Below are 8,016 nucleotides of genomic sequence, written 5' to 3'. Positions count from 1 at the left end.
TCAAACTCTTCAGTTTAATATTGCTTAGTGCCTTAAAGGGCACCAATCTTGGCTCATCAATTTTCTGACAAATATTTCTCAAATAAACTTCGAGTAATTTCTACCATCAATCAATGAAAATAATTTCGATTAATCAATCAGTAAAAATCCACACAAGTTGTTCTTCATAATCTCTTAATGATCTTCTTGCTCTTCGTCAGAGACAAGTTCAACACAATACATCTCAACAACTTAACCTGTTCAGCTAAGTTCGTTTGCTGTATCGCGTCGGGATGAGCTCATTATAGGGCAATTTCCTACACACGCAAGCGCTTTTAACTGCTTGTTTTACTGTGTGTTCTTTTTTTATGCACCAAGCTGGCGCATTAATATACCAACTTAAACATAAACCTTTAATAATAAAGCAGAAATATGAATAAAATATTTCTGCTTTAATTTTGCAATATTATTTCTTTGTTGGAGCTTTAATCGTCACACTCAGGATTTTAATTGGATTTTTAGGTACATCTTGATGCATGCCAAAGTTTCCAGTCGGTACTTTAGTGATTTTATTGACGACATCCATGCCATTAACCACTTTACCAAACACCGCATAGCCTGCATTTGAGCCTGATTTATTCAAGAAATCATTATTAGCCACATTAATAAAGAACTGACTGCTTGCTGAATTAGGATTATTGGTACGTGCCATTGCCAATGTACCTACTGTATTTTTTAAACCATTATTTGCTTCGTTACGAATCGGCGCTCGAGTGGTCTTTTCAATCATACGACTGTCCATACCTCCCCCCTGAATCATGAAGCCTGGGATCACGCGATGGAAAATGGTTCCATTATAAAAATTAGATTGGGCATAAGTTTTAAAGTTCTTTACCGTGATAGGTGCTTTATCATCAAACAATTCAATATCTATATTCCCCGCAGAGGTCTTGATCTGCATTTGTGTATTTGCTGCAAGTACGACTGTGCTTGTTGCAAGAATGGCAACACCCGTGGCGATTTTATTTAACATATAGATAAACCTTCTCAGTTTTGAACGAATAATTAAGTTTAAGTTGGATGATATTTTAGTTCGATAATAAATGACTTGCGTATCTATTCTATATAGATGGATTGATTATCAAATTCAAATCTTATTGTGTTTCAGTCTAGATCAAGACTAAGTCTATTTTCGTTTTAGTTCTCATAATAAGATTAGACCGAATCTTAGTTAAATTTTCAAATATGAAAATGAATAAGCCCCAATTGAATTCAACTGAGGCTTATGGAATATAAATGCTTATGATGATCACATATCAATCATTAAAACTTTGCTACTCAAAATCATTGAGTAATCACATTTTCACATCATCTATATAAAAGAGTTGTTATCAACTCACCTTATCCCAAAATTTACGAAATGCTTTACTCATTTCAATCACATTCTTTTTAGACTTTCGAGAAATCAACGTTAGATTAATAAAGCCATGCGTTTGATCATCATAATCATAATACTCAGTCTTTGTTCCATTTTGACGAAGTTTATGTGCGTAGATCTTTCCTTCATCATGTAATACATCATGTCCTGCTGTTACCACAAAAGCTGGAGCAAGCTTTTTAAAGCTGCCAAAGATCGGCGAAATGAGAGGATCATCTAAGCCAACGCCATGCTGAGTCGCATAATAGTCAGTCACATAATCAATATCTTTACTGGTCAGGATCAATCCTTCGTTATATGCAAAAAATGAAGGATGGCGACTTTTGAAATCAACAGCGGGATAAATCAAAAACTGGGCTTGCGGTGCATAACTACTATTTGCGGCACGTTGTGAAACAACGGCACTGATATTACCGCCCGCACTATCCCCTGCAACTGCAATTCTGTTTTTTAAAATTTTAAATTGACGACGGTTTTGATAAACCCATGCCAATGCATCTTCACAAGATTGAATTAACGCTTGGGGTGAAGTTTCTGGTGCAAGTGGATAATCAATGCTGATCACTTGCACTTTGGCATGTACAGCGATCAGTCTACATACTTCATCATGAGTATTTACACTTCCCACCACAAAACCACCACCATGATAAAACACCACCATCGGTAATTTTTTATTCGGTGCTGGATGATAATGGCGTGCGAAAATACTGCCACTCTGTAGAGGTAATCGAATATCGTCGACAAACTGAACATGAGTCGATTTATGTGTAATGGATTGAATCTGAGTTTCAAAGGCTTTTCGTGAATAATCAACATTATCCCCAATAAAACCTGACTTCCCTTGTTTGAGTTGTGCAGCCATCAAACATTTGGTGAAACTGTCGAGTTGAGGATATTGATAAGGATAGCCCAAGACTTTAACAAGTGACTCTTGTACAACACTTGGTAAACGATCTAGCGTACGGCCTGCTGAACCTTGTCCATTTTCCATCAGTTGTTGTAATTTATTATTTAACGATCCCATGTTCCATCCTCATTCTTCATATTTCCTACATGATCAGGTTTTAGCTGACTATATTGTTATACAAGTCTATTCATTCATATACAAATTCAAAACATCAATACGCTAATCTGACCATAGCAGTCTTGTCATTGACTATTTATCTATTTATCAGGTTTTTTTTGTTATTCCTGATCATCTCATATAAAGGTGAACGCTATGACGATTAAAGTCGTATTTATCTCTATTGCTACAGCGGTGATGGCCGTCGGATGTGTCGCATTTCCTGATGATGGTCCTTACTATAATGGTAGCTATGACCGATCTGATCGCGATTATCGCTATGACCGTGATCGTTATGATCGTAGTAATCAAATCGATCGAGCACGTTGGGAGCGTGAACGTGCTCAAAGAGAGCATCAATCTCGCTTAGATCGTGAAAGACGTGACCGAGACTTAGACCGTCAACGTCATCAACGTGAGCTGAATCAAAAGCGCGAGCAAGACCGTCGTGATCAGTTTAAGCGTGATCAAGATCGTCGTGAACAAGCTAAAAATCAGCAGGATCATCGTAACCAAATGGAACAAAGACAGCGTGAGATCCAAAAGCAAAGAGCTGAAGATCGTAATCGCTGGAATAACCGCTCGACACCGGCTCGCCCAAGTTTCAATCATAATGACAAGCGTTGGGAACCGAAACGTGATCAAAAAAATGATCCTCGTCGTAAACGGGAAAATGCTCGAAAGGATGATTAAGTCATCATTTCACTTGCCTGTATTAATAAGTAAAGCCTAGAAAAAATCTAGGCTTTTTAAAAATGGTCGCTCATTTAATTAAGTCAGGTAATGAGTCAGGATTTACAAGCACTTTTATTTTGAGTCTCTACTTCACTGAGTTTAAATCTCTACCCACTGACAACTGAAACGACATCCTTTATATCGGCAATATGACATTCAACCTTAAACAAATGCACGATTTAAGACAAAGGCATAGTGCATAGAAAAATAGACAGTAGAGGCATCCGATCTACTGTCTATTCTTTAATGATTAGCGCTAAGAATAATGATCAGCAATCATAGTGCAACCATTGATTCCTGAATATCGCTATTCACTCTGCTACTATTTTTCTCATAGTCAAGTAGCAACACTCACCATTATTGTACTGGTTGTTCAGCTTGTGGCATATCGCCTGAAGGCGTTGCTTGAATAGGTTCAGCATTTTGTAGTGTAGGATCGGCTTGTACTGCAACGCCATTTTGAGCATCAACATCAGTTGTAGCAGACTGAGCAATTGATGTATCCGATTGAACTGGAGCAGGCGAAGATTGTGCAGTTTCAGGCGTTGAGTTAGAAGCACAACCCACCATTGTTAAACTTGCACCAGCCAAAATAAGCGAAAAAAGACCTAATTTATTCATACATATATTCCTTTGTTTAAAACAGCTTTTAAAACATCGAAGTCTGTTATTTGCTTCGAGTGCCTATCATTCCTAATTTTTTTATTTCTTGCGTGTACTCTTGGTTAGACTTTTAAAATGATCGAGTTGCAATTTTGCAAAATATGTTAAAAGGGCTAGACAGACTGAATAGTGAATTTTGAGCCAACTTAAAGTTTTATTATTTAAATGATTTTATGTGAATATTAGACTAAATAATTGGGCTTAAAATCTAAATTTGAATAACATTGGTAATATGAATCAGCCTTAACTTAACAATGTAATTTTCAGTTGAATAAAAAAAGCCCATTCAAGGAGGTTGAATGGGCTAGAAAAAGCAAAACTGCTAAAAATAAACAGAAACTACAGCGATAGAATCTGGTTAAAGAGAATACAGCGTTAAGAAAAACTAATGAAAGACTTATTTCCTATGTATTTATATTTTTTTTATATTTTTCTAATAGTTACATTTAAATATTAACATATTTTGTGATTTTTATCACACTTTATAATGATTAATTAATATACAAACAGCCTTAAATATCTCTATTATTTCATTTTTTATTAAATAAACAACTTATTAACTTGAATTTTTATGACTAGCCCGCATTTCTTGAGTATTGATGAATTAAACAATCATGGCAGTTCAGATTAACGCAGTTAACACTGCTGCCAAAAGGACTGTACATGTTTAAAAACCCATTTAAGCGGAGATCTTCCATGGCAAATGAGCAAAACCAACAAACTCAGGACGTTCAAACTGAACAAACTGAACAGCAAGTTGACCTAGAACAAGCTGAAGTTTCTGTTGAAGACTTACAAGCTCAAGTTGCATCGTTAAATGAAAGCTTAAAATATGAAAAAGCTGTAGCTGCGAATGCAAAGTATGAAGCTGAAAAAACAAAAGAGCGTTTAGAACGTGAAGCAGATACAGCCAAAAAATTTGCATTAGAAAAATTTGCGAAAGAATTGCTGGATTCTGTAGATAACCTTGAGCGTGCAATTGCTGCTGTAGGTGAAGAAAAAACTCCGCTTTCAGAAGGCGTTGAACTGACATTGAAATCATTATTGAGCACGCTTGAAAAATTCGGCGTTATCGCTGTAGATACCACTCAAGGTTTTAATGCTGATTTACATCAAGCTGTTGGTATCTCGCCAGATGCCAAAGCAGGTGAAATTGGTGCTGTTCTGCAAAAAGGCTACACACTTTCAGGTCGTTTGCTCCGCCCTGCAATGGTTATGGTTGGACAATAAAGCTCATTAAACCAAGTCATCTTGGTTAAAAGTTAAAGAATTCGAGCGTTTTTGATTTTTTTTAAAATTTTTACTTGAAAAAAAATCATTGGCTCTCATATCGGATAACAAGCATAAACAATTGCAATAATATTTTTGAGGAAACATCCAAATGGCTAAAATCATTGGTATTGATTTAGGTACTACAAACTCTTGTGTAGCAGTACTTGAAGGCGACAAAGTTAAAGTCATCGACAACGCTGAAGGCGCGCGCACAACGCCATCTATTATCGCGTATAAAGATGGCGAGATCCTTGTAGGTCAATCTGCTAAGCGTCAAGCAGTAACTAACCCTAAAAATACACTGTACGCGATCAAACGTTTGATTGGTCGTAAGTATCAAGACCAAGCGGTTCAAAAAGACATCGGTCTTGTTCCGTACAAAATCATCAAAGCTGACAATGGCGATGCTTGGGTTGAAGTCAACGATAAAAAATTAGCGCCACAACAAATCTCTGCTGAAATCTTGAAAAAGATGAAGAAAACAGCTGAAGATTATTTAGGCGAAACAGTAACTGAAGCTGTGATTACAGTTCCTGCTTACTTTAATGATGCACAACGTCAAGCAACCAAAGATGCAGGTAAAATTGCAGGCTTAGAAGTTAAACGTATTATTAACGAACCAACTGCTGCTGCACTTGCGTTTGGTATGGACAAGAAAGAAGGTGACCGTAAAGTTGCTGTGTACGATCTTGGTGGTGGTACATTCGACGTTTCAATCATTGAAATTGCTGACCTTGATGGCGACCAACAAATCGAAGTATTGTCAACTAACGGTGATACATTCTTGGGTGGTGAAGACTTTGATAACGCATTAATCGAGTTCTTGGTTGAAGAGTTCAAAAAGGAACAGAACTTCAACTTGAAGCAAGATCCTTTAGCGTTGCAACGTTTAAAAGAAGCTGCTGAGAAAGCGAAGATTGAATTGTCTTCTTCTAATGCAACTGAAATTAACCTTCCATACATCACTGCTGATGCGACAGGTCCTAAACACTTAGTGATCAACGTGACGCGTGCAAAACTTGAAGGTTTGGTTGCAGACTTGGTTGCTCGTACAATTGAGCCATGTAAGATTGCGCTTAAAGATGCTGGTCTTTCGACTTCTGATATCTCTGATGTGATCTTGGTTGGTGGTCAGTCTCGTATGCCAATGGTTCAACAGAAGGTTCAAGAATTCTTCGGTCGTGAGCCACGTAAAGACGTGAACCCTGACGAAGCTGTAGCAATGGGTGCTGCGATTCAAGGTGCTGTACTTTCAGGTGACAAAACTGACGTACTTCTACTTGACGTAACTCCGCTCACACTTGGTATTGAAACAATGGGTGGCGTGTTAACAGCAATCATCGAGAAAAACACCACGATTCCTGCGAAGAAATCTCAAGTGTTCTCAACTGCTGCTGACAACCAACCTGCTGTAGACATTTCTGTGTTCCAAGGTGAACGTAAAATGGCGCAGCAAAACAAATTGCTCGGTAACTTCCAATTGGGCGATATCCCACCTGCTCCACGTGGTGTGCCACAAATTGAAGTGTCTTTCGATATCAACGCTGATGGTATCTTGAAAGTATCTGCAAAAGACAAGAGCACAGGTAAAGAGCAATCAATTCAAATTAAAGCAAACTCTGGTTTGAGCGATGCTGAAATTGAAGCGATGATCAAAGATGCTGAAGCGAATGCTGAAGAAGATCGCAAGTTCGAAGAGTTAGCGAAAGCACGTAATGAAGCGGATGCTCTTGTTTCTTCTGCTCAAAAAGCGGTTAAAGATCTTGGCGAGCAAGTGACTGCTGATGAGAAAACTGCAATCGAAACTGCAGTTGCTGAATTAGAAACAGCAACGAAAGAAAACGATGTAGATGACATCAAAGCGAAAACTGAAGCGCTTCAAAACATCATCATGCCGATTAGCCAACGTGCTTACGAAGCTGCTCAAGGTCAAGGTGGTGCTGAAGGTTTTGATCCAAATGCATTCCAAGGTGGCGATGCTGGTCAATCTCAAAAAGCGGACGATGGCGTTGTAGATGCTGAGTTCACTGAAGTTAAAGATGACAAAAAATAATTTGTCCTCTTAAACGAAAAACCGCGCGAAAGCGCGGTTTTTTATTGTAAAAACTTTACTTAAACTTCCAATTTATTTCATTTTTATATTCAATATTTAAGTCTGTCGCGCATTTTCTTAAATAGTTTATTAATGGTTCAATATTCTCAATCTTATGTTTGGGCAAGATAATATTCTGCCCTACTCCTAGTTGTAGAAGAATATGTTCTTTTAGTTCAATTATACTCAAAATAGAATGATTTAATATCTTCCCTTTACTGTAGTCATCCTTCAATGATAAATAATCTTCACCAAATTCTAATGACGTGGTTTGATTAAACCTTGCCTGATAGTTTTCATAAATAAAGCTTTGATAATGCTCGATATAGTGTTTTCTTTCCCAAATGGGATAAATCAAAAACCATAAAATGCTTAAGCTAAAAAACCCTAAAAGAGCCCAAACATTAGACGTACTGATATAGCAAAAAATGCCTAAAAACCCATAAATTAAGCATGGTAACAAATTGTTTTTTATCCTTTTTTTCTTAATTCTAGAAGACTGATTACATATATAAAGCTGATTCAGCAAAAAATCATTAGCATCTAATTGGTAATTTATTTTCATTTTTAGAACTTATATTAATTTAACCCGAATCCTGCTTAAGCCGATGAATCAATAATTTGAATTGTTGGCTTATTTCGATGGGTTAATTGATATGCACATAACGAGGCGTAAATTCCACTGAGAAATCCACGAACACTGCGTGCTTCACTCGTCACTAAATTGTATTGACCTTTCAATAGGCTGAATAACGTTTCTATTTTATTGCGCTG

General features: G+C 37.1%; 7 protein-coding genes and 1 pseudogene. 3 read left to right on the top strand and 5 right to left on the bottom strand.

Annotated elements, in window-relative coordinates:
• Positions 1-445 precede the first annotated feature (445 nt).
• Positions 446-1,012 carry a peptidylprolyl isomerase gene (locus AC5YCE_RS15220; RefSeq protein WP_496126577.1) on the bottom strand — a complete coding sequence of 189 codons (567 nt, stop codon included), beginning with the start codon at positions 1,010-1,012 and terminating at the stop codon, positions 446-448.
• A 358-nt stretch (positions 1,013-1,370) separates the two neighbouring features.
• Complete coding sequence (locus AC5YCE_RS15215; RefSeq protein ID WP_496126578.1) at positions 1,371-2,441, bottom strand: alpha/beta hydrolase; 1,071 nt, start codon at positions 2,439-2,441, stop codon at positions 1,371-1,373.
• Between the two features lie 195 nt (positions 2,442-2,636).
• On the opposite strand from AC5YCE_RS15215, the gene AC5YCE_RS15210 reads away from it, so the two are divergent.
• On the top strand, positions 2,637-3,173 hold the full coding sequence (locus AC5YCE_RS15210; protein WP_496126579.1) for a hypothetical protein: 537 nt from the start codon (positions 2,637-2,639) through the stop codon (positions 3,171-3,173).
• A gap of 399 nt (positions 3,174-3,572) precedes the next feature.
• Here the strand turns inward: AC5YCE_RS15210 and AC5YCE_RS15205 are convergent, their stop codons facing one another.
• The gene (locus tag AC5YCE_RS15205) at positions 3,573-3,836 is read right to left on the bottom strand and encodes a molybdenum ABC transporter substrate-binding protein (RefSeq protein ID WP_496126580.1); all 264 of its coding nucleotides are present in this window, start codon (positions 3,834-3,836) and stop codon (positions 3,573-3,575) included.
• A gap of 738 nt (positions 3,837-4,574) precedes the next feature.
• On the opposite strand from AC5YCE_RS15205, the gene grpE reads away from it, so the two are divergent.
• Positions 4,575-5,108 carry a nucleotide exchange factor GrpE gene (gene grpE / locus AC5YCE_RS15200; RefSeq protein ID WP_496126581.1) on the top strand — a complete coding sequence of 178 codons (534 nt, stop codon included), beginning with the start codon at positions 4,575-4,577 and terminating at the stop codon, positions 5,106-5,108.
• Between the two features lie 151 nt (positions 5,109-5,259).
• Complete coding sequence (gene dnaK, locus AC5YCE_RS15195; protein ID WP_496126582.1) at positions 5,260-7,203, top strand: molecular chaperone DnaK; 1,944 nt, start codon at positions 5,260-5,262, stop codon at positions 7,201-7,203.
• Positions 7,204-7,258: 55 nt separating this feature from the next.
• Here dnaK and AC5YCE_RS15190 read toward each other — a convergent pair whose 3' ends face one another.
• Both AC5YCE_RS15190 and AC5YCE_RS15185 read right to left on the bottom strand, forming a co-directional pair.
• The gene (locus AC5YCE_RS15190) at positions 7,259-7,807 is read right to left on the bottom strand and encodes a hypothetical protein (RefSeq protein WP_496172585.1); all 549 of its coding nucleotides are present in this window, start codon (positions 7,805-7,807) and stop codon (positions 7,259-7,261) included.
• A gap of 35 nt (positions 7,808-7,842) precedes the next feature.
• Positions 7,843-8,016, bottom strand: a pseudogene (locus AC5YCE_RS15185) (IS982 family transposase); the annotation flags it as partial.

This window comes from Acinetobacter sp. CY79 (assembly GCF_059515845.1).
Note: the sequence above shows the minus strand (reverse complement) of the source record. Positions and strands in the feature narration are given on the sequence as shown.

Excerpts from the sequence above, each read along its gene's own strand:
- grpE (WP_496126581.1), top strand. The coding sequence starts at position 4,575 with ATGGCAAATGAGCAAAACCAACAAACTCAGGACGTTCAAACTGAACAA.
- AC5YCE_RS15190 (WP_496172585.1), bottom strand. The coding sequence starts at position 7,807 with ATGAAAATAAATTACCAATTAGATGCTAATGATTTTTTGCTGAATCAG.
- AC5YCE_RS15210 (WP_496126579.1), top strand. The coding sequence starts at position 2,637 with ATGACGATTAAAGTCGTATTTATCTCTATTGCTACAGCGGTGATGGCC.
- AC5YCE_RS15215 (WP_496126578.1), bottom strand. The coding sequence starts at position 2,441 with ATGGGATCGTTAAATAATAAATTACAACAACTGATGGAAAATGGACAA.
- AC5YCE_RS15205 (WP_496126580.1), bottom strand. The coding sequence starts at position 3,836 with ATGAATAAATTAGGTCTTTTTTCGCTTATTTTGGCTGGTGCAAGTTTA.
- AC5YCE_RS15220 (WP_496126577.1), bottom strand. The coding sequence starts at position 1,012 with ATGTTAAATAAAATCGCCACGGGTGTTGCCATTCTTGCAACAAGCACA.
- dnaK (WP_496126582.1), top strand. The coding sequence starts at position 5,260 with ATGGCTAAAATCATTGGTATTGATTTAGGTACTACAAACTCTTGTGTA.